The organism is Roseateles sp. UC29_93 (assembly GCF_042695725.1).
In the GTDB taxonomy this organism is placed as follows: Bacteria; Pseudomonadota; Gammaproteobacteria; order Burkholderiales; family Burkholderiaceae_C; genus Roseateles; species Roseateles noduli_A.
This window is the reverse complement of sequence record NZ_CP170545.1, coordinates 5,997,048-6,015,794: the sequence shown is the minus strand read 5'-3', so window position 1 is coordinate 6,015,794 and position 18,747 is coordinate 5,997,048. Positions and strand designations below refer to the sequence as shown.

Here is an 18,747-nt window from a genome sequence, read left to right as displayed (position 1 = left end):
AAGTGCCATGCCCGTCACCAGTCATGACCTGCTTCATCAAGCGAAAGAACGACCGCTCGTCGTGCCTGAGGCACGCCGGCGCAATCTGGCAAGCCGCGCCTACTACGCCAGCTATCACCGTTGCCTCGAGTGGGAGCGATCGTTGCCCGCTCGTGGAAATCCGCTCAAGCGGCGCGGCGGCGTCCATCAACGCCTGATCCTGCGACTTCAAACGCCTGATACGCAGTGCACCGGCGAACAAGCCAATCTTTCCCGATGGCTTGGCGACAGCCTCGACGAACTGCGAAAGCTGAGGGTCCGGGCCGACTACAAGCTGTCGGAGGAGCTGGACCGAAGGGAACTCAGCGTGCAAGTAGGGCTCGCGCAGGAGGTCTTCGACTGCTGCGATGGCCGGCGCAAGCCCTGACCTCAGCCTTGCCTTGCCGAGGCACCTGACGCGCCTGGCCATCGGTCAGGCCGTCGCAAGCAAGCGCGTGCCCGTCGCGCTATTCGCTGATGGTTTTCGTCGTGAAGGCCGTGTCCTTGGCGATGTCGGCCTCGGAGAAGGGCACCTTCTGCCACTGCCCGGCGCTGTAGGCGCGCGTGTAGTCGCTGTAGTGCGCGGAGGCCGGATCGTCCGACTGCGAGAAGGTCAGGAAGGTGTAGGCCTCGACACCCTCGCCGGGGAAGCGCACCACCTGCATGTAGCTGTTGGCGCTCGTGGCGGTGTTGAGGTCGTAGCCGCCCTGGTCCAGCCGGCTGAGCGCGCAGGCCACCGTGTAGTAGCCCTGTGGCTGCCCGCAGCCGCCGAAGAGGGGGATCTTCTCGCTGCCACGCGTGGCGAAGAGCGTTTCGCCGCGCGTCGCGTTCAGCGCGAAGCCGCTGGCCTGAACGCGCAGGATCGCCGCGCCGAAGGCTTGCTGCAGTGTCGTCTTCACGGCGACGTTCAGGTCGCGCGGCGTGTGCAGCGGATCGGCGCTGCTGAAGGGGACCGCGAACAGCGAGGCCTCAGGGATGCGCGACGCGCGCGTCCAGAACTCGTCCCACAGGTGCGCGCCGCGTGACGCCAGCAGCGCCTTGCCGTCCCAAGCCTGCAGTGCCGCACAGGCCTCGGTGGGGTCGACGTTGCGCGCCGGACTGAAGGTCTCGCCCGTGGCCGGATCGCCGCCCACGGTGAACGCCGTCGGCGGCGCGCAGAACATCGCGACCGCCTGATCCCTGAAGAGCTCCGAGGTGAGCGTGCGGCTGTTGAGCACCATGGCGCGCACGGTCTCGCTGGTGGCCTTGTTGCCGCCATAACCGTCGGTGCCGGCCAGGCGTCCTTGGGCCAGCAGATGCGCCAGCCGCGTGCGGAAGCTGATCGACGTCGTGCCCGCCGGTCCGAGGATGTCCGGATACCCGGTCAGCGGCGCGGCCGTGTTGGCCAGCCAGTAGCTGTCGTTGCTGTTGAGCACGTAGTCGTCGCGCAGCAGGCTGGGCATGCGGGCGGGGCCGAGCGCGCCGGGCTGCTTGGAGTCGGGGTCGTTCTGCCAGTCGCAGCTGCTCTTGGAGCCGTCGAGCACCGGCGTGCGCGGCAGCGCGGCGCTGAGCGCGGTCGTCAAGGCCGTCGCGCAGCTGCCGAGCTGCGAGGCGGACACGTTGGGCATCGCGCCGATGTCGGCGTACCAGGCCTGGCCGCTGCCGCGCGCGACGGCGACCGTGTTGACCCACGGGATCGAGGATTCCTCGCGCTGGATGGCGGCGAGCTCGTCCAGCGTCTTGGCCTGGCTCCAGCGCAGCCAGACGCGGAACACGCGGAAGTTGTCGCCGTTGATGTCCCGGATCGCGAAGACGGTGTTCGTGTTCCAGCCCAGCGCCGCGTTGAGCGCGCCGAGGTTGACGATCGGGCCGTACTGCGACTCATAGAGCGTGCGCGACACCGGCGCGATGCTGCCGTCGCCCTGCTTGACCTGCACGGTGATCGCGCGGGCCGTCATCTTCACGGGGGCGCCGTCGCGCTGGTAGCTCGTCGGGTCGCCAGACGTCAGCGTGAGCTGGAACAGGCCGTAGCGGCGCGCGGTGGAGACGGTGTGGCTCCAGGCGACGTTGTCCGTGTAGCCGATCTGGATCACCGGGATCGCCAGGAAGGACGTGCCGGCGACGTTGAGTTCGCCGGGGATCGTGAGCTGCGCCTGGTAGAAGCGGTCGGGGCCGCGCCAGTACCAATGCGGGTTGCCGAACAGCAGCGGGCTGCCGTCGCCGGTCGCGGCGGTGCCGAAGCCGATCATGTTGCTGCCCACGCCGTCGCTGCCGCCGACCTGGAAGTCGGGCAGGTGCTGCGTGGCGATGGCGAGTCGCTGCGGCGCCGCAGTGCGCGCACGTCGCGATGCCTTGGCCGCCGCAGCATGTACCGTGGTTGCGGTCGTTGCGGTCGTTGCGGGCTTTCTGGTTGCTGCGGCCGCCATGACGGTCGTGGACGTCGCCATCGCGGGTGTCGCCGCCGCGGGGGGCGTGGCGTTCGCGATCTGCGCGATGAAGTTGCTGTAGCCCGCCGCGAAGTGCGCGGCGTACATGCGGCGGAAGATGTCGGTGTCCGACACGGGCACGACCCAGGCCTCATTGCGGCAGGCCGCATGGGCGGTGGGTTCCGCGCCGGCCTTGATCTCGCGCACGTAGCGGTTGTAGCCGGCGGCGAAGCCGGCGACGAGCTGCTTGAGCTTGTCCGGCTGCGCGGCGATCAGCCGCTGCATCACGTCGTCGTTGAGGACGTGGCGGTGATAGAAGTCCGAGTCGAGGTTCTTCGGCTGGCCGATGGTGCCCTGAAAGGGGATGACGGCATCGGCGCCGAAGTGGCGCGCGCGTTCACCGCGGAAGGTGAGCATCGAGTTGGCGATGGTGCACAGGTCGTCCTGCGCCTGCGCGTAGCCGTACCCGTAACCGGCGCCGCCCCAGTCGGCAGCCTTGATGTGGGGCACGCCCAGGGCGGTGCGCCGGATCTCGGCACTGAACTTGGCAACGGGTGTCCCGTCCCCGTCGTCATCGCCGTTGCAGCCCGCGAGCAGCCCGGCCGATCCCACGGCCGATCCCACGGTCAAGGCCAAGGCCAGTGCATGCAGCGGCCCACGGCCGCGTCGAACGGAAAGTCGCATGTTGTCTCCCTGTGCTCTCTGGTAGTCGGCGCGCCGAGGCGGGCCGGTTCCGTTCAAGCATAGAGGCTTCGACGCAATGACCTGCATCGGTTTGTGCAGGGGGAGCGACTCACACGAAGGTGTGTCCCCCATTTAATCGCCCTTCAAGGGGAATCGACATCGGCGGATCCGGTTCGACACTGCATGCATTCGGATCGAACGACTGCTTGAGTGCAAGAGAAAGCGAGGACGGTGATGGTGATGGATGTTCGTTTGGCGCAGGCGAAGAATCTGGTGAAACGACTACCGCCGGTGGTAGGACGGCCTGTGGCGGAATTCGACGAGATCGTGGCTCTGCTTGCAGCGCCGACGGCGCTGTTCGGCGAGCCATCGACGGCGTGCGACGGGAGCTGTTCCGGATCGACGAAGGCCGTGGATTGGCACCAAGTCGCCGAAGACATGGATCAGGTGTTGCGGCATCACCGATTGCGTTGGTCGCAGGTCGTGCAGATGCTGCAGGTGGCCGCGGACGTCCTGAAGGAACATTCGCTGCAGCTGTGCAATTGCCCGGCACGAGTGACGTTCTCGCCGAAGGAAGCAGGATTCGTTGGCATGCGCTACGAGCTGCGCATCGATGCCCCTTGGGAAGTCGGGCATGTGGTGTCGACGGCCTGCTCATGGCGAATCATCGACTGTGATCTCCAGTCGCTGGGCTTTCAGATCGCATTCAAGGGGCGCTGGGACGGTCCGGTCGACCAGGAGGCTGCCGGCGACGAGGACGTCGAAGACGGTGAAGACGAATTGGACCCCTACGATCATTACGATGATTGCGACGAGGAGGACGAGTGATGTCGACGTCAAGCAAGGATCTGCTTGTGCATGCGCAAGGCCTGCGTGGACATACGCCCGAAGCGCGTCGGCGGGCGATGATCAGTCGTGCCTACTACGCGGCGTATCACCGCTGTCGGGAATGGGCGAAGTCGCTTCCTCGACCGACCCCGTCGAGCCGGAAGGTCCACGGTGTTCATCAGCAACTGATCGAACGTCTCGCGGATCCTCCCAAGTCTTGTCCCGCGCGGCAGATGCGCGTGGCCCATCACTTGGCGAAGCAACTAACCACATTGCGCGAGCGTCGAGTGATGGCCGACTACAAGCTTTGGCGCGATATCTCCGAGGAGGAAATGCGAAATCAACAGCGCGAAGCGAAGGAGGTATTCGACTGCTGTGACGGCTGGCATGGACCACGAGCTCCTTGAGGGGTCAATGCCGCTTGAAGTACTGCACCTCCCGCTCGTGCTTCTCCGCGGCCTCGCGGGTGTCGAAGGTGCCGAGGTTGCGGCGCTTCCCCGTCTTCGGATCCGGGTTGCGGGAATAGAGGCGGTACTGACCGTTGCTGAGTTTGCGGATCATGAGGTGCCTCTCGATGGCCGTGGCGGCCGGATGCACGGAGTCTTCGCCGTTCCCCGAGCGGTGTCTGTAGGACGAGGAGCCGCTGCTAGCGCGATGCCGACGACATCGGCCCCGCCGCCGTGCGTCCCTGCAGCAACGCCGCGCGCGTCTCGGCCTGCCGCACGTAGTCCTCGTAGGCCCGGGTCGCCTCGGCGCCGTCGCGGCTGCGCAGCATGACCACGACCGAGCCCTGGCGCGTGAGAGACACGAAGTACAGCGCGCTCTCGGCGCTCCAGACCAGCCGCGCCACCTCGTCGCCGAAGCGTGCGCGGCGCAGTGTCTCGACCGCATAGCCGGCGACACGCGACTCCACGGTCTCGCCCGTCGTCGCGGAGATCTCCCTGGCGGCCATGGGCACATCGCTTCTCGACGACGGCGCGCGCGTGAGGCCTTCCGGCGCTGACATCCCGATCGCCGCGGTGGCCACCGGCGTGCGGGCCGGCGGTGGGGATGAGAACGAAGGCGGCGGGGGGGGCGCCAGCGGGGGCAAGGGCTGCACCGGAATGGCGGTCATCTGCTGTCCCAGCAGCACCGGCCGTCCCACCTCGCCGAGGCCGGCCATCCGGCGGAAGCTGTCGTAGCTCCGCCAGGCTTCGGCTTCATCGTTGGCGGTGAGCGTGCGCCGCAGCGTGCCCTGCTGCGTCACGGCGACGTAGTACTTCTTCGGGAGCGTCGTCCGCGCCCAGACCTGGATGGCGATGTCGGCGACCTCGGCATGCCGCGTCAGGGTCACCGTCTTCGCCGACATCCGCTTGCGCAGGTCGGCGATGTCGGCAAGTTCGGATTTCGCCAGGTTCGACGCCGGCTCGTTCGCCGGCGGGCCGGAGGTGGCCGCCTTCGTCGCCTTGACCCTTTTCTGCGTCTGCGTCTGCGTCGCATGCGCAGACGGCAGCGCCACGCCCGCGGCGATCAGCAGCGCGAGGACGGCGCCATGAAGGCGCGGAAGGCCGCTGGCGAAGCCGAGCGGGCGGCGGAACGGGAACATCGGACGTGAGGCAGGAGACCGCGGAGGCGGCGGGGATGGTACGACGTACGCAAGCCCCGGCGTCGCCGGCTTCAGCGGCGTTGAAGCAATTGGAAACAAGAAGCTGCCTCTAAGGAGGGGTTGACGGCTTCGCGGCGGGTGAACGCCGGGGGAAGCCCCGTCCGGCGCCCGATCCCGGGCGGCGCGGGATAATCCGCCCCCTATGTCCTCGAAGTTCTCCCCCTGGCGCCTGTCCGTCGCCCCGATGTTGGATTGGACGACGGCCGACTGCCGTTATCTCCACCGGCTGCTGACCCGCCACACGCTGCTCTATACCGAGATGGTGACGACCGGCGCGATCCTGCACGGCGACAAGCCCCGGCACCTCGATTTCAACGAGCAGGAACACCCCGTCGCGCTGCAGCTCGGCGGTTCGGAACCGGCCGATCTCGCCGCCTGCGCGAAGCTGGCCGAGCAATGGGGCTACGACGAGGTCAACCTGAACTGCGGCTGCCCGAGCGAGCGCGTCCAGCGCGGCGCGTTCGGCGCGTGCCTGATGGCGGAGCCCGCGCTGGTCGCCGACGGCGTCAAGGCGATGCGCGACGCGGTCGCGATCCCGGTCACCGTCAAGCACCGCATCGGCATCGACAGGATCGAGAGCTATGACTTCGTCCGCGACTTCGTCGGCCAAGTCGCCGACGCAGGTTGCGAGGTCTTCCTCGTCCATGCGCGCAACGCCTGGCTGCAGGGCCTGTCGCCGAAGGAGAACCGCGACATCCCGCCGCTGCGCTACGAACTCGTGCATCGCCTCAAGCGCGAATTCCCGCATCTGACGATCGCCATCAACGGCGGCCTCAAGACGGACGACGAGATCGCCCAGCAGCTCGACCACGTCGACGGCGTGATGATCGGCCGCCAGGCCTATCACGAGCCCTGGCAGATGGCGCAGTGGGACCAGCGCTTCTTCGGCGAGCAGACCGCCCCCGTCGCCAGCCGTGAAGAGGTCGAGGACCAGTGGCTCGACTATCTCGATCGGCAGGTCGCGCTTGGCCGCCCGTGGTCGCAGGCGATGCGACACGCGCTCGGCCTGTGGAACGGCCTGCCCGGCGCGCGCCGCTGGCGTCAGGTGTGGTCGGATCACAAGCTCAAGGCGATGGCGCCGCGCGAGGTCGCGAAGCTCGCCACCGCCGCCCGCCTGCAGGCTGCCGAGATCGCCAGCCTGCATCCCGCGTTCAAGCCGCCCGTCGACGCGGCGATCGAGCCGGCCGCCCAGGCTCCTGTCACGAACTGACCGCGCCTCGGCTCAGCATCCCGCCATGGCGCCCCAGGTGTTCTTCCATTGCTATCCGACGGTGCTCGGCCACTGCGGCATCGCGTGGACCGAGCGCGGCATCGTCGGCTCGCAGTTGCCAGAGGAGACGCTGTCCGTCACGCGCGACCGCATGCAGGTGCGTTTCCCCGCGGGGCGTGAGGTGGCGGATTTCGAGCGCCTGCCCGAGCCGGTGAAGCAGGCTTGCGTCGGTGTGCGCGCGCTGCTCGACGGCGAGGCGCGCGATCTGCTGGAGGTCGAGCTCGACGACAGCGCCGTGCCGGCCTTCGACCGCGAGGTGCTCGCGTTCACGCGGCGCATCCCGGTGGGACAGACGCTGACCTACGGCGAGGTGGCAGCGCGGCTCGGACAGCCGAACGCGGCGCGTGCGGTCGGTCGCGCGGAGGGCCACAACCCGTTCGCGCCGATCGTGCCCTGCCATCGCGTGATGGGCGCGCCGACCGCCGGCAAGGCGGCGAACCTCACGGGCTTCTCCGCGCCGGGCGGCGTCGTGACGAAGCTGAAGATCCTCGCGATCGAAGCGCGCGCAACGGGGCAGCAGGTCGGGGAACAGCAGGATCTGTTCTAGGACGTCACTCGTCGCGCAGCGGCTGCGTCTCGGGGAGCTCTCGCAGCATGAACGTTCGGCAGGGACAGGCTACTCAAGGATCGTTGTCAATTGCAGAGATCGATCCTTGTACGACCTATCGAACAATCTCCAAGGCGCTTCAGCCTCAGCCTCAGCCTCAGTTGCGGACGCGGACGCTGCCAAGTGGTGGGAGCGCCCCGATGTCCCGACGACCTGGCGCGGAGAAACCAGCGTCCTGATGCCGCACACCGTCCGGAGGCCCCTGAGCCCGTCGGAGACGCGCTTTGATCGGCGCGTTCAGTCGGAGGGGCTTCATTTCAACTTGAGTCGGCTGGAGCGGGAGTGGTGGGACCCGGAAATGCGGGAGCGAGCGATCAAGCAACTGACCGCCCTGGCTGTCGAGCTTCTGGAACTGGGCGATACCGCGGTCGTGTGCTTCAGCGAAGAGGACCAACGGCGCGAGCTGCCCGGAGACTGCGAAGCGGCGTCGCAAGTCCTCTACTTCGGCCACCGCCGTCGAGGCTCGGCCGAGCAGTTCATGGCGACCCTGCGGGTCCGCGGCGGCTCCGTGGCGGAGGCCGACGCCAACCGCATCGCTGCTCCGGCGACCACACGTGGGTTCCTCGACGCCTTGCACCACGCCATCAAGATCGCGCAAGGCGCCAGGCCCGTCGAGGGCTTCGATCGGATCGAGGCCCAGTCTTTCAGGGATGAGTTCATTCGTCGGATGCTTCACCTGGCGAAGTCGGATGCCACGGCCTTCCTTCAACTGACCGACGTCGAGGCCTGGCAACCCTGGACGGCACCCCAAGCACCCGCTACGCGGGTCCCCGCGAGGGGCAGGCCACTGGCGATGCCGGTTTGCGGTGCTGCGCTCGACAAGCCGCGACCGCGAGAACTGAGCGTTCGGGAGGGCGAGGGCGCCGGGGAATCCCCGGCGCGGGAGGCACCAGCCGGCGTTCATTCCGCTAAAGCGCCCTCTTGGCTCAGTGGCAGCGCCGCAAGGCGATTCGTTGCAAACGCCCGGGCTCGCATGGCCCTGTTCAGCGCACGGCCTTCCCTCGCGTCGGCCAGGCATCGGCCATCCTCGGACGCGCCCGCGCGGCCTCGCCCTCAGACGACCCATCCGGCTGTCGCACGACGTTGACGTGATGGTGGAAGAGGCGTCAGTCCGCCTCTCAGACCCACCGGTCGTTCGGCTGCGTCCGCTCGTTGTGCGCGGCGCCGGTGTTCAGCACGCCGCGCGGCTCGATGACGAGGATGTGCGTCCCCTGCGCGGCGCTGGGCTTGTGCTCCACGCCGCGCGGGACGACGAACAGCTCGCCCGCGCGCAGCGTGACCGCGCCGTCGCGGAAGTCCAGTCGCAGTTCACCGGCCACGACCAGGAAGGCCTCGTCCGTCTCGGCATGCGCGTGCCAGAGGAACTCGCCTTCGACCTTGGCGATCTTGAACTGGTAGTCGTTCATCTCGGCCACCACGCGCTGCGACCATTGCTCATGCAGCAGTGAGAGCTTGTCGGCGAGATTGACGGCGCGGTAGTCCCGGAGCGGGGCGGGGCCGGGGATCGGCTGGGGGTCAGGCGTTGTCATGGCATTCAAGGCGGTCAGCGCGTGGAAGTCTGTCGGAGCGCCCATCTTGGCGACCCGCCTGCGTTCCGTCTTGAACGATCGTGCGTGGGGTTCGACGTCAACTTCGAGTCCGAGCCCGATGCCTGGTCCGCGCTAGTTCGAACACGGCGCGCCCGACATGCGCAGCCACCGTGCTGGTGTGACACCGAACGCCTTCGCGAACTGGCGCGTCAGATGGCTCTGGTCCGAGAAGCCCGCGTGGGCGGCGCAGTCCGCGAGCGTCTGCCCGGCGAGCATCAACCGTCGCGCGAGGTCGAGCCGTCTCAGCGTCAGATAGCGATACGGACTGGTGCCGAAGCTGGCGCGGAAATCGCGCGAGAGGCTCCATCGATCGCGCCCCGCGGCGGCGCCGAGCTCCTCGAGCGTGATGTCGCTGTCCAGTCGGTCGTCCATGAACTCGCGTGCGATACGCGCGGCGCGGTAGTCGCCCCGCACGGGCCGCGGCGATGAACCGGTCGCGAGTTGTAGCGCGGTGGCGAGTTCGAAGAGCCCGTCGTCCTGCTCCAACGCGTCGAGCGGCGCGGCGAGTTGCGCCAGCAGCGCGCGCGTCGCGCGAGCGAGTCGAGGATCGGTCGACACGCCGCCCGGCACGAAGGGCAGGGCGACGCCCCCGAGCATCTCCTGCAGCCGCGCCGGCGCCAGGTAGAGCATGCGATAACGGAAGCCGGCGTCGGTGCCGGCGTGTCCGTCGTGGAGCTCGTCCGGATGCAGCACGACCGTGTGACCGGCCAGGCTGTGGCGCAGCGCTGAGCGGTAGGTGAAGGACTGGACGCCGCTCAGCGTGCTGCCGATGGCGTAGGTGTCGTGGCGATGCGGCGTGTAGGCCTCGCCATGAAAAAAGGCCTCGAGTCGATCGAGGCCGTCGTGGCCCGCGCCGTGACGCACCCAGTCGGTGTCCGCGGCGGGGGCGTCCGTCATGGCGGGCTCAGTCCCAGGGCGCCGCTTCGGTGGCGAGGTCCTCGTCCTTCGCGGAGGAGGCCGATTCCGGTGTCTTTGCCGCCTTGGCTTCGGTGGCCGCGGGCTTGGCCGTCGCGCCGCCCGGCGCATGTTCCGCCGCGATCTTGGCCGACTGGCCGATGAAGTCCAGCTCGCCACCCAGGCCCTCGATCATGTCGGGGATCAGTTGCGCGAGTTCGCCGGTGGCCAGCGCCGCATCGACGTCGAAAGCCTCGTCCTTGGCCGGCTTGTCGCGACCGTCGAACACGACGTCCAGGAACTTGATGCCCTTGATCTGCATCGTGTCCGTCAGCGTGAAGGACACGCGCTCCTTCCAGGTCATCGCCAGGCGCGTCGGCATCTTGCCGCTGGTCAGGTGCGCCTTCACCTCGTCGGTGTCCAGGTTGTGGCGGGCGTAGCGCACGGCAGCCTTCATCTCGTCGGCGGCCTTGAGTTCGCAGTCGCGGTCGATGACGAAGTCCTTCGGCGGCACGCCGTCCATCAGCCACGCTGCCATGCAGGCGGCGGGCGACTCGGCGCTCTGCAGCAGGTGCAGGTTGATCGACGAATCGGCCTTCACCAGCAGCGTGATCAACTCATCGGCCTTGCCGATCGAGCCCGCGTCCACCATCAGGAACCCCTGCTTGGGGGAGATCCACACCCGCAGGTGCGATTGCAGCGTGAACGCGCGCGGCAGCAGCTCCAGCGTGGCCTGCTCCTTCATGTCGCGCTGCTGCTTCTTGCCAGGGCGACGACCGGTCTCCAGCTCGACGCGCTCGACCATCTCCTCGACCTTCTCGCGCACGACCGAGCCGGGCAGCACGCGCTTCTCCATGCGGAGGCTCAGCAGCCAGTGGTCGCCGATCTCCTCGAGCAGACGGGCGCCAGGTTCGCCACGCGGCGGCACCCAGCCGGCAGACAGCGCCTCCGTGGCACCGCACGGGACGAAACGCTCGTTCTCGAGCGCATCCTCGAGCTTCTCGACATTGGGCTGCCAGTCAGCAGCCAGACGGTAAACGATCAGGTTCTTGAACATACGGACGACAACTCGCGACAACGATACAGCGACAGCAATGAAAACGGGGCCACGCGGACGACGCGGGCCCCGTTCAAACGATGGCGTGATTGTCTCAGGTCTGGCGGTCCTGTCGGCAGCGGAACAACCCCCTTGCGTTTGGAACCGTTACGTCACTCGAGGGACTTCGGGAAGCCTGGCGCGGGCACTCCACGGTGCAGGGGGCGCCCCTCCAGGGACCCCCAGCACCATTCCGGCCCCAGCAGCACTCGCTGCCTGCCGACCGAGTTCTGCTCAGGGCCGCTCGGTGGCCGGGGCTTCCTCATGCCTGTTCGGCGGCGATCTGGCGCAGCGCCTGTTCGAAGGCCTCCGGCGGCTGGCCGCCCGAGATCAGGTACTTCTCGTTGATCACGACCGCGGGCACCGAGCTGATGCCGCGGCTCTGCCACAGCGATTCGGATTCGCGCACGTCGTCGGCGAACTCGCCGCTGTCGAACACACGCGCCGCTTCGGCGGCATCGAGGCCGATCTCGCGCACCGTCTCCAGCAGCGTCTCGCGGTCGCCCGGGTTCTTGCCGTGGGTGTGATACGCGGTCAGCAGCGCGAGCTTCAGGTCGCGTTGCGCCTGCGCCGACTGCAGTCCCGCCCAGTGCAGCAGGCGATGCGCGTCGAAGGTGTTCCAGATGCGGCTGCGCGCGCCTTCGGTGAAGGTGAAGCCGACGTCGGCGCCGCGCTGCTTCAGGTGCGCGCGGATGTCCTTGCGCTGCTCGGGCGTCGAGCGGTACTTGCGCGTCAGGTGCTCCTCGATGTCCTCGCCCTCGGGCACCATCTGCGGGTTCAGCTCGAAGGGCTGGAAGTGGATGTCGACCTGCACGTCCGGCACGCGGGCGAGGGCGGTCTCCAGCGACTTCAGTCCGACGGCGCACCAGGGGCAGGCGACGTCGGAGACGAAATCGATGCGCAAAGGCTGCAGCGGGCTCGTGGCGGCAGCGGCGGAAGCGGTGGTGTCGTTCATGCCGCCGACTCTAGCCAGAAGCTCAAGTCAACACGCGGTCGCTGGGCTTTGCCAGATAGAACCACTCGTGGCCGGGTTCCGCGTTGTTGTTCGGGAAGACGATGCGCCCGCCGAAGGGCGCCAGCACCGGCGTGCCGTCCGCGCGGGTGCCGATGCGCTCACCTTCCGCGATCGGGTCGAAGCTGGCCCAGGCGCGGGTGAAGGTGTCGTCCATGCGCTCGCGGTCGACGACCTCGTAGAGCTGCAGCAGCTCGACGGGGCGCTTCGGGTCCGCGAGCTCGACGCCCTCGGCGGCGATCATGCCCAGCAGCGCCAGCGTGCGCAGGATCGCCTTGAACGCGACGTCGGGGCCTTGCGGGTCGGCGTGCTGGCCGCATTCCAGCGTGATGCAGTAGCCGCCGGTGCTGCGCATGTATTCGGTGGTGCCGACGCCGTAATGCGGGTCCTGCTGCAGCGCCATCTTGCGGGAGCCGTCCGCGGCCTTCTCCGCGCGGCGCTTCAGGCCGAGCGCGTAGGTCGACAGCCAGCCCTCGACGATGCGCGAGGTGCCCACCGCCATCGCCAGCGCGCTCTCGGCGGCCTGGTGGCGGAAGGGCTCGAGCTCGCCGTCGTTGTCGCGCGGGCCGATCATCGCGAAGGCCGGGCCGGGGTTGTTGAAGCTGTGCAGGTCCAGCAGCACGTCGCTGGCGGCGATCCACGGGCACAGGCGGTTGGCGATGCGGTCCTCGAAGTCCTGCGGGATCGGGTTGACGCGCAGGTTGCGGTTCAGGTTGCGCTCGCCCTCGCGACGCTGCAGGCGGTGGGCCAGCGGGTTGACGATGGGGATCATCGTCAGCGTGCCCTTGAGCAGCGTCAGCGCGCCCTCGTCCAGCATCGCCATCACCCGCTGGATCGCGCCGACACCGGCGACCTCGTTGCCATGCACGGCGGCCGTCACCAGCAGCTTGGGGCCGGGCTTCAGGCCGGCGAACTGGTGGACGCGGAGGTGGGTCGGGTGATCGGTGCGGGCGTCGCTCATGGCGTGGCGGAGGGGCTCGAAAAAGGGAACCCGAAGCATAGGCCCGCACGAGCCCGCGCACCGCCCTCGCGTGCGCGGCGCGTATGCCGAAAGCGTGGGCAGCGATGAGTTGAAGTGGGGGTGGCGCCGTTCAGCCGCCGAGCAGCGCGGCCGGGTCGAGCAGTGCGTCGCAGGACCAGTGCGTGTTCGGCAGTTCCTCGGCGGCGGCGCCATCGATCCAGCGTGTCAAGCGGTACAGCGTGCCGAAGGCGAAGTCCGGCGGCGTTTCGCCCGGACCGGCGAGCAGCTCGCCGCCGCGGCGCACGTTGTCGGCCATCCAGGCCGGCAGGCGCAGGTGATACGGATTGCGGGCGATCTCGCCATGGTGGCAGGCGAGGGCGCGCACCAGCAGCGCGGTGTCGCGCTGGCCGGTCTCGACGAGCGTCGTCGGCGAGGGCTGTGTGGCCCAGAACTCGGTGTGCGCGAAGACGGTGCTGATGCGCGCCTGCGCGAGCGCCTCGCTCACGAGCAGGTGCACGCCGATGTGCGTCGGGATGCCGTCGCCCGCGTGCGGCACGAGGATCAGCGCGGGCTGCTCGGCGACCAGCAGCTCGGCGACCAGCCGGACCTGCTCCTGCCACAGCGGCGTGCGCGCGGCGGCGGCTTCGGGCTTCACCTGCTCGAAGCCGTCGGCGGCCAGCAGGCGCAGGTCGAAGCCCAGCACGTCGCAGGCGGCGCCCAGTTCCGTCCAGCGCTCGGCGCGGCGGTCCTGCTTGCTGCCCAGCGTCACGGCGATGTTGGTGACGCGCCAGCCGGCTTCCTGGCGCAGCCGCAGCGGCAGCGCGCCGACGATGCATTCATCGTCCGGATGTGGAGCGAACACCAGCACGTGCGGCGCGCGCTGGGGTGGGATGCCTGGTGTGGTACCGGAACCATCCGAGGCCAAAGGACTCACACCGGTACGCACGGGTTGCCGCAGGACGGCATACCAGCTGGCGATCCAGGATTCCCAGTCGGCCTGGCTGGCGGCGGGGCTGACGGCTGTCGGAAAACCAGGCGTGGAGGCCGGGGAAGGGGCGGTCGCGTTCATCGGCGGGAAGTTGGCGGCCCGGACGGCAGGCGCCAAGGCAAGTTCGATCGACCCATCTTAGCGGGCCGAATCGGGAAATGGTATTACATTGGTAGTAAAACTGGATGAAGACCGGTGTATTCCCGGAGCGGGCCGGTCGGGATCGTCCGCGACCTCGCCGGCGGCCCTTCCCGGGGAGCCTGCCAGCGGGGCCCGCCGGCCGGCGTCAAGCCGTGGGGCGGCCCGGCCAGGTGGCCAGCACCACTCCGCCCAGCGCCAGCGCGTAGGCGAGCAACTGGATGCCGCTCATCTGCTCGCCGAGCAGCACCAGGCCCACGAGCGCGGTGGAGATCGGCAGGAACACCATGAAGACCCCGGCCTTGGCGGCGCTGACGTGCTGCAGCCCTTTCATCCACAACCAGACCGTGACGGTGCTGGCGGCGATCGCGTAGAAGAGCAGCAGTCCCCAGTCCTTCATGGCGACGGTGCCGAAGTCGAAATCGACGGCCTGCCACAGGCCCAGCGGCGTGACGAGGACGAGGCCCCACAGGTTGATCAGCGCGCTGATGCGGCGCGGTGGCAGGTCGGCGGTCAGGCGCTTGCCGATGACGACGTAGCTGGCCTCGCAGCACATCGCGCCGACCAGCAGCAGCGCGCCCCAGGCGGAGGTGTCGCCGAGGTGTTCACCGCCGCCGTGGCGGTCGAGCGCCACCATCACGATGCCGCCGACCGCCATCGCGATGCCGAACAGCGTGCGCGGCGCGATGCGTTCGCGCAGGAAGATCCAGCTCATCAGCGCGACCGTGGCCGGGATGCCGGCCATGATCACGCCGGCCACGACGGCCGAGCTGTGCTTCATCCCGAACAGCAGGCAGATCGAGAACAGGAAGTTCCCGAAGAAGGATTCGAGGAAGAGCAGGAAGCGCGTGCGGCCGGTGAGGGGCTTCTCGGCCGGGCCGCGCCTGAGCCAAGGCAGCATGAACACGGCGGCCATGCCGAAGCGCAGGAAGGCCAGCAGGAAGATCGGGAAGACGACGACCAGCAGCTTGGACAGCCCGACGTAGCTGCCGATCACGCTGGTGCTGGCGGCCAGGCTCAGGTACGAGAGCCACGGGACGTGGTGACCGTGTGTGCCGATCGTCCCGGACGCTGCGTCGGAGGCCGCGGAAGACGTGGTGGGGGCCGTGGCGGAGGACGCGGGTTTCCGGTCGGTTGTGGCGCTGGACATGGTGGGTGATGATGCCCGACGCAGGGAGGGATCAGACATGGCGACAGGGGTGGGAGCGACGTCGGCGGGTTACTCGGGAACGCCCCTCGCACGCAAGCTCGGGATCCAGGCGGGCAGCACGGTGTGGACGTTCAATGCGCCCGAGGGCTACGAGGACTGGCTCGCGCCGATGCCCGAGGGCGTCACGCGCGCGAAGCAGCCGTCGACGAAGGTCGACGTCGCACACGCATTCCTTGTCGAACGCGAGGACCTCGCGCATCAGCTCAAGGCGCTGCGCGCCAAGCTGCGCGACGACGCGGCGCTGTGGATCTCGTGGCCGAAGAAGGCCTCGAAGGTGCCGACCACGATCACCGAGGACGTCATCCGCGAGGAGTGCCTGCCGCTGGGCTGGGTCGACGTGAAGGTCTGCGCCGTCAGTGAGGTGTGGTCGGGGCTCAAGCTCGTCGTGCGCAAAGAACTGAGAGCAGTCAGCAAGTGATTGGGGACGGCTGGTCGCGGGGTTCTGGCGCTTGACGCCAGGGCCCTGCGACCTGGCGGCCAACGCCTGAGCCGGGGCAGGTGGAAAGCGAACTTACTTCAGTCGCCGCAGCGCCACGCGGATCGCATCGATCATTCGGTCGAGGTGCTCGCGCTCCGCGATCAGCGGCGGCGACAGCGCGAGGATGTCGCCCGTGGTGCGGATCAGCACGCCCTGTTGCCAGCAGTCGAGGAAAGTCTCGAAGGCGCGCTTGGTCGGCTCGCCGGCACGCGGTGCCAACTCGACACCGCCGACCAGGCCGATGTTGCGCACGTCGATGACGTTGGGTTCACCGCGCAGCGAATGCAGCTGCTCGGCGAAGTAGCCCTGCAGCTCCGAAGCGCGCGTCAGCAGGCCTTCCTCCGCGTAGGTGTCCAGCGTCGCGAGGCCCGCCGCGCAGGCCAGCGGATGCGCCGAGTACGTGTAGCCATGGAAGAACTCGATCAGGTGGTCCGGCCCGGTCATGAAGGTGTCGTGGATGCGCTGCTGCGCGAAGACCGCGCCCATCGGCACGCAGCCGTTGGTCAGGCCCTTGGCGACCGTCATCAGGTCCGGCGTCACGCCGAAGGTCTGCGCCGCGAAGGGGCTGCCGGTGCGGCCGAAACCGGTGATGACCTCGTCGAAGATCAGCAGGATGCCGTGCTTGTCGCAGATCTCGCGCAGGCGCTGCAGGTAGCCTTGCGGCGGGATCAGCACGCCGGCCGAGCCGGCCACCGGTTCCACGATCACCGCGGCGATCGTCGACGCGTCGTGCAGCGCAACCATGCGTTCGAGGTCGTCGGCCAGTTCCGCGCCATGCGCAGGGAGGCCGACGCTGAACGCGTTGCACGCGATGTCGTGCGTGTGGCGCAGGTGATCGACGCCCGACAGCAGCGTGCCGAACATCTTGCGGTTGGCGACCATGCCGCCCACCGACATGCCGCCGAAATTGACGCCGTGATAACCGCGCTCGCGACCGATGAGGCGCGTGCGCTGGCCCTCGCCGCGGACGCGGTGGTAGGCCAGCGCGATCTTCAGCGCCGTCTCCACCGACTCCGATCCGGAGTTGGTGAAGAACACCTTGTTCATGCCCTCGGGCGAAATCTCCGCGAGCCGCGACGCGAGCTCGAAGGCCTTCGGATGCGCCATCTGGAAGGGCGGGGCGAAGTCGAGCTCCGCCGCTTGCTCCTGGATCGCCTTCACGATGCGCGGCCGGTTGTGGCCCGCGTTCACGCACCACAGGCCCGCGACGCCGTCCAGGATCTGCCGCCCCTGGTCGTCGGTGAAGAACATGCCGTCGGCGCGCGTCAGCAGGCGCGGCGACTGCTTGAACTGGCGGTTGGCCGTGAACGGCATCCAGTAGGCGTCGAGGTCGGGGCGGGTGGGGGTGGACATGGTGGAGCTCCCGGAGCGCGTTCGGCGCGCGTGATCGATCCGGCCAGTCTAGGCAAGCGGACGCGCAATCGGTGAGCGTTCCGGCGGCGGGAAAACCCGCATCGGCGCAATCGGATGCGGCCTGTGGGTGGATTCTTCGAACAGAATGCCGCCCATGATCAAGGAAGTGCAACTGGATGCGATCGACCGCGCGATCCTCGCGGTCTTGCAGCGTGACGCGCGCATCTCGAATCAGGACCTCGCGCAGCAGGTCCATCTGTCGCCGTCCGCGTGTCTGCGCCGGGTGAAGCGTCTGGAGGATTCCGGCGTGATCGACCGCGTCGTCGCGCTGCTCAACCCCAAGGCGATCGGCAAGCCCGGCACGAGCTGGACCATCGTCAACGTCGAGCGCATGACGCCCGCCGCGCTGGCCGAGTTCGAACAGGCGGTCAAGGACGCGCCGGACATCCTCGACTGCTTCTACGTCGCCGGCAGCAACGACTACCTGCTGCGCTTCGCCTACAAGGACGCCGAGGACCTCGAACGCCTGCACACCCACGTGCTCATGCAACTGCCGGGCGTGGCGAAGGCGAACTCGATGCTGGTGCTGCGCACCGTCAAGAAGACGAGTGCGTTCCCGTTGGATTGAGCGCCGAGGGTCAGGCCGTGCGCGGCCGCAGCACGCGCAGCATCGGCAGCAACTGGATCAGCAGCATCGCGCCGAGGATCAGCGCGCAGCCCAGCAGCCCCGCGCCGTTGAGGCGGTCGCCCATCATCAGGTAGCCGAACACGGCGGCGAACAGCGTCTCGGACGACAGGATGATCGCGGCGTCCGCCGCGTGCGCGTAGCGCTGCGCGACGACCTGGCCCGTGAAGGCCACGCCCACCGACAGCACGCCGGTGTAGAGGATCGGTCCGGCCGCGGCCTCGATGCCGGCCCAGCTCCACGACTCGAAGCCCAGCGCCCAGGCCAGCGCGACGATGCCGCAGAACAGGAACTGCCCGCCGGCCACGGTGAACGGCGAATTCATCCGGTCGGCCACCATGCCGACCAGCAGCACGTGCACGGCCCAGGGCAGCGAGGAGGCGATCACCCAGGCGTCGCCCACGCCGATGTCCAGCTCATGCGCGCCCGACAGCAGGAAAGCGCCGATCAGGCAGGCCAGCGCGCCCGGCCACACCGACCAGTGCGGCAGGTGGCGCAGCACCAGCCAGCCCAGCAGCGGCACCAGCGGCACGTACAGCGCGGTCAGGAAACCGGCGTTGGTCACCGACGTGTACTGGATGCCGATCTGCTGCAGCGCCGCGCCGGTCGTCAGCAGCGCGCCGAGGCCCATGATCTTCAGCGCGTCGCTGCCGCGCAGCACGGTCGCGCCCGGGGCGCGCCGCTCGCGCACGATCAGCGGCAGCACGACCAGCGCGCCGATCAGGAAGCGGATGCCGGTGAACATCATCGGGCCGATGCTCTCCATCCCATGGGCCTGGGCGACGAAGGCCGAGCCCCAGATCATCGCGATGAGGGTCAGCAGCAGGTTGGCTTGGATGCGGGTCATGGGGAGGGAGTGTCGGGGATCTCGACGCCCGCGCCGGAT

Annotated in this window: 20 protein-coding genes; 8 read left to right on the top strand and 12 right to left on the bottom strand. The window is 68.6% G+C overall.

From position 1 onward, the window contains the following. Positions 1-7: 7 nt before the first annotated feature. The gene (locus ACFJIX_RS27860) at positions 8-406 is read left to right on the top strand and encodes a hypothetical protein (RefSeq protein ID WP_377155963.1); all 399 of its coding nucleotides are present in this window, start codon (positions 8-10) and stop codon (positions 404-406) included. Positions 407-485: 79 nt separating this feature from the next. Here the strand turns inward: ACFJIX_RS27860 and ACFJIX_RS27855 are convergent, their stop codons facing one another. After that, positions 486-3,107, bottom strand: coding sequence for a penicillin acylase family protein (locus ACFJIX_RS27855; RefSeq protein ID WP_377155961.1), 2,622 nt, complete (start codon positions 3,105-3,107; stop codon positions 486-488). Positions 3,108-3,317: 210 nt separating this feature from the next. On the opposite strand from ACFJIX_RS27855, the gene ACFJIX_RS27850 reads away from it, so the two are divergent. Both ACFJIX_RS27850 and ACFJIX_RS27845 read left to right on the top strand, forming a co-directional pair. Then, entirely contained in the window at positions 3,318-3,935 is a 618-nt protein-coding gene (locus tag ACFJIX_RS27850; RefSeq protein ID WP_377155959.1) for a hypothetical protein, read from the top strand. Further along, entirely contained in the window at positions 3,935-4,342 is a 408-nt protein-coding gene (locus ACFJIX_RS27845) for a hypothetical protein (protein ID WP_377155957.1), read from the top strand. The genes ACFJIX_RS27850 and ACFJIX_RS27845 overlap by 1 nt, the downstream gene beginning before the upstream one ends. Before the next feature lie 4 nt (positions 4,343-4,346). On the opposite strand, the gene ACFJIX_RS27840 is transcribed toward ACFJIX_RS27845, so the two are convergent. Both ACFJIX_RS27840 and ACFJIX_RS27835 read right to left on the bottom strand, forming a co-directional pair. After that, complete coding sequence (locus ACFJIX_RS27840) at positions 4,347-4,496, bottom strand: hypothetical protein (protein WP_377155956.1); 150 nt, start codon at positions 4,494-4,496, stop codon at positions 4,347-4,349. Positions 4,497-4,581: 85 nt separating this feature from the next. Then, entirely contained in the window at positions 4,582-5,520 is a 939-nt protein-coding gene (locus tag ACFJIX_RS27835) for a hypothetical protein (protein WP_377155954.1), read from the bottom strand. Between the two features lie 244 nt (positions 5,521-5,764). Here ACFJIX_RS27835 and dusA point away from each other — a divergent pair, with 244 nt between their 5' ends. The 3 genes from dusA to ACFJIX_RS27820 all read left to right on the top strand — a co-directional run bounded on the left by dusA (position 5,765) and on the right by ACFJIX_RS27820 (position 8,544). Beyond that, positions 5,765-6,790, top strand: coding sequence for a tRNA dihydrouridine(20/20a) synthase DusA (dusA, locus tag ACFJIX_RS27830; RefSeq protein ID WP_377155952.1), 1,026 nt, complete (start codon positions 5,765-5,767; stop codon positions 6,788-6,790). A 25-nt stretch (positions 6,791-6,815) separates the two neighbouring features. Then, on the top strand, positions 6,816-7,397 hold the full coding sequence (locus tag ACFJIX_RS27825; RefSeq protein ID WP_377155950.1) for a methylated-DNA--[protein]-cysteine S-methyltransferase: 582 nt from the start codon (positions 6,816-6,818) through the stop codon (positions 7,395-7,397). Positions 7,398-7,635: 238 nt separating this feature from the next. Next, entirely contained in the window at positions 7,636-8,544 is a 909-nt protein-coding gene (locus ACFJIX_RS27820) for a hypothetical protein (RefSeq protein WP_377155948.1), read from the top strand. 31 nt (positions 8,545-8,575) lie between these two features. Here the strand turns inward: ACFJIX_RS27820 and ACFJIX_RS27815 are convergent, their stop codons facing one another. The 7 genes from ACFJIX_RS27815 to ACFJIX_RS27785 form a co-directional block, all read right to left on the bottom strand. Then, positions 8,576-8,986 carry a cupin domain-containing protein gene (locus ACFJIX_RS27815; RefSeq protein WP_377155947.1) on the bottom strand — a complete coding sequence of 137 codons (411 nt, stop codon included), beginning with the start codon at positions 8,984-8,986 and terminating at the stop codon, positions 8,576-8,578. A gap of 132 nt (positions 8,987-9,118) precedes the next feature. Next, entirely contained in the window at positions 9,119-9,943 is an 825-nt protein-coding gene (locus ACFJIX_RS27810) for an AraC family ligand binding domain-containing protein (RefSeq protein WP_377155946.1), read from the bottom strand. A 7-nt stretch (positions 9,944-9,950) separates the two neighbouring features. Further along, a complete protein-coding gene (locus tag ACFJIX_RS27805) occupies positions 9,951-10,997 on the bottom strand; it encodes a recombination-associated protein RdgC (protein WP_377155944.1) in 1,047 nt (348 codons plus the stop codon). Positions 10,998-11,298: 301 nt separating this feature from the next. Then, positions 11,299-11,991, bottom strand: a complete 693-nt coding sequence (locus tag ACFJIX_RS27800; protein WP_377155942.1) for a DsbA family protein — start codon at positions 11,989-11,991, stop codon at positions 11,299-11,301. 22 nt (positions 11,992-12,013) lie between these two features. Beyond that, on the bottom strand, positions 12,014-13,009 hold the full coding sequence (locus ACFJIX_RS27795; RefSeq protein WP_377155941.1) for a succinylglutamate desuccinylase/aspartoacylase family protein: 996 nt from the start codon (positions 13,007-13,009) through the stop codon (positions 12,014-12,016). A 130-nt stretch (positions 13,010-13,139) separates the two neighbouring features. Further along, positions 13,140-14,078 (bottom strand): PIG-L deacetylase family protein, encoded by a 939-nt coding sequence (locus ACFJIX_RS27790; RefSeq protein WP_377155940.1) that lies wholly within the window; start codon positions 14,076-14,078, stop codon positions 13,140-13,142. Between the two features lie 205 nt (positions 14,079-14,283). Continuing rightward, positions 14,284-15,285 (bottom strand): DMT family transporter, encoded by a 1,002-nt coding sequence (locus ACFJIX_RS27785; RefSeq protein WP_377155938.1) that lies wholly within the window; start codon positions 15,283-15,285, stop codon positions 14,284-14,286. Positions 15,286-15,322: 37 nt separating this feature from the next. On the opposite strand from ACFJIX_RS27785, the gene ACFJIX_RS27780 reads away from it, so the two are divergent. Next, entirely contained in the window at positions 15,323-15,763 is a 441-nt protein-coding gene (locus ACFJIX_RS27780) for a DUF3052 domain-containing protein (protein WP_377155936.1), read from the top strand. Between the two features lie 93 nt (positions 15,764-15,856). Here the strand turns inward: ACFJIX_RS27780 and ACFJIX_RS27775 are convergent, their stop codons facing one another. After that, entirely contained in the window at positions 15,857-17,176 is a 1,320-nt protein-coding gene (locus tag ACFJIX_RS27775) for an aspartate aminotransferase family protein (RefSeq protein WP_377155934.1), read from the bottom strand. A 154-nt stretch (positions 17,177-17,330) separates the two neighbouring features. Here ACFJIX_RS27775 and ACFJIX_RS27770 point away from each other — a divergent pair, with 154 nt between their 5' ends. Beyond that, a complete protein-coding gene (locus ACFJIX_RS27770) occupies positions 17,331-17,804 on the top strand; it encodes an Lrp/AsnC family transcriptional regulator (RefSeq protein ID WP_377155933.1) in 474 nt (157 codons plus the stop codon). Positions 17,805-17,814: 10 nt separating this feature from the next. Here ACFJIX_RS27770 and ACFJIX_RS27765 read toward each other — a convergent pair whose 3' ends face one another. Further along, positions 17,815-18,708 carry a DMT family transporter gene (locus tag ACFJIX_RS27765; protein ID WP_377155932.1) on the bottom strand — a complete coding sequence of 298 codons (894 nt, stop codon included), beginning with the start codon at positions 18,706-18,708 and terminating at the stop codon, positions 17,815-17,817. Positions 18,709-18,747 lie beyond the last annotated feature (39 nt).

Excerpts from the sequence above, each read along its gene's own strand:
- ACFJIX_RS27765 (WP_377155932.1), bottom strand. The coding sequence starts at position 18,708 with ATGACCCGCATCCAAGCCAACCTGCTGCTGACCCTCATCGCGATGATC.
- ACFJIX_RS27785 (WP_377155938.1), bottom strand. The coding sequence starts at position 15,285 with ATGTCCAGCGCCACAACCGACCGGAAACCCGCGTCCTCCGCCACGGCC.
- ACFJIX_RS27835 (WP_377155954.1), bottom strand. The coding sequence starts at position 5,520 with ATGTTCCCGTTCCGCCGCCCGCTCGGCTTCGCCAGCGGCCTTCCGCGC.
- ACFJIX_RS27805 (WP_377155944.1), bottom strand. The coding sequence starts at position 10,997 with ATGTTCAAGAACCTGATCGTTTACCGTCTGGCTGCTGACTGGCAGCCC.
- ACFJIX_RS27780 (WP_377155936.1), top strand. The coding sequence starts at position 15,323 with ATGGCGACAGGGGTGGGAGCGACGTCGGCGGGTTACTCGGGAACGCCC.
- ACFJIX_RS27800 (WP_377155942.1), bottom strand. The coding sequence starts at position 11,991 with ATGAACGACACCACCGCTTCCGCCGCTGCCGCCACGAGCCCGCTGCAG.
- ACFJIX_RS27845 (WP_377155957.1), top strand. The coding sequence starts at position 3,935 with ATGTCGACGTCAAGCAAGGATCTGCTTGTGCATGCGCAAGGCCTGCGT.
- ACFJIX_RS27860 (WP_377155963.1), top strand. The coding sequence starts at position 8 with ATGCCCGTCACCAGTCATGACCTGCTTCATCAAGCGAAAGAACGACCG.
- ACFJIX_RS27840 (WP_377155956.1), bottom strand. The coding sequence starts at position 4,496 with ATGATCCGCAAACTCAGCAACGGTCAGTACCGCCTCTATTCCCGCAAC.
- ACFJIX_RS27815 (WP_377155947.1), bottom strand. The coding sequence starts at position 8,986 with ATGACAACGCCTGACCCCCAGCCGATCCCCGGCCCCGCCCCGCTCCGG.
- ACFJIX_RS27820 (WP_377155948.1), top strand. The coding sequence starts at position 7,636 with ATGCCGCACACCGTCCGGAGGCCCCTGAGCCCGTCGGAGACGCGCTTT.
- ACFJIX_RS27775 (WP_377155934.1), bottom strand. The coding sequence starts at position 17,176 with ATGTCCACCCCCACCCGCCCCGACCTCGACGCCTACTGGATGCCGTTC.
- ACFJIX_RS27790 (WP_377155940.1), bottom strand. The coding sequence starts at position 14,078 with ATGAACGCGACCGCCCCTTCCCCGGCCTCCACGCCTGGTTTTCCGACA.
- ACFJIX_RS27810 (WP_377155946.1), bottom strand. The coding sequence starts at position 9,943 with ATGACGGACGCCCCCGCCGCGGACACCGACTGGGTGCGTCACGGCGCG.
- dusA (WP_377155952.1), top strand. The coding sequence starts at position 5,765 with ATGTTGGATTGGACGACGGCCGACTGCCGTTATCTCCACCGGCTGCTG.
- ACFJIX_RS27855 (WP_377155961.1), bottom strand. The coding sequence starts at position 3,107 with ATGCGACTTTCCGTTCGACGCGGCCGTGGGCCGCTGCATGCACTGGCC.
- ACFJIX_RS27825 (WP_377155950.1), top strand. The coding sequence starts at position 6,816 with ATGGCGCCCCAGGTGTTCTTCCATTGCTATCCGACGGTGCTCGGCCAC.
- ACFJIX_RS27795 (WP_377155941.1), bottom strand. The coding sequence starts at position 13,009 with ATGAGCGACGCCCGCACCGATCACCCGACCCACCTCCGCGTCCACCAG.
- ACFJIX_RS27770 (WP_377155933.1), top strand. The coding sequence starts at position 17,331 with ATGATCAAGGAAGTGCAACTGGATGCGATCGACCGCGCGATCCTCGCG.